Source organism: Vibrio sp. 10N.222.49.A3, assembly GCF_041475145.1.
Taxonomy (GTDB): Bacteria; Pseudomonadota; Gammaproteobacteria; order Enterobacterales; family Vibrionaceae; genus Vibrio; species Vibrio tasmaniensis_A.
The window spans coordinates 1-366 of record NZ_JBFRVM010000141.1; the positions used below are offsets into that span (position 1 = coordinate 1).

The 366-nt window shown below is 46.2% G+C and carries 1 pseudogene; it reads left to right on the forward strand.

The features are described 5' to 3' along the window. Nucleotides 1-44: 44 nt before the first annotated feature. Nucleotides 45-366 (forward strand): annotated as a pseudogene (locus AB4589_RS20315) (transposase); the annotation flags it as partial.

The window sequence follows — 366 nt, forward strand, 5'->3', positions numbered from 1 at the left end:
AGAACCTACGATCTGATCAGCTACGTCCACTCTCTCGTAGCCCTATTCCTAAACCTCTTTATAAAACAACCAACTGGAAGCAATACAACCAATCACTCATTAACCGTGGCTCTCTGACTTTTTAGATTGATGAAGAGGCAATAAGCGGTTGGGCGCAAAGCAAACAGAATAAGCGCGGGAGGCCACGTCGGTTCAGTGGTTTAGCTATCACGACAGCGCTGCGAGGATTTATCGACTCGATATTTAGGTTAGCCCATGTTCCGTTAAGTTGTCCGCATTACACCTGCATCAGTCGTAGAGCCAAGCAAGTTGAGGTCTCATTTAAGACTAAAACGAGAGGAGCGATACAACACCTAGCCATTGATG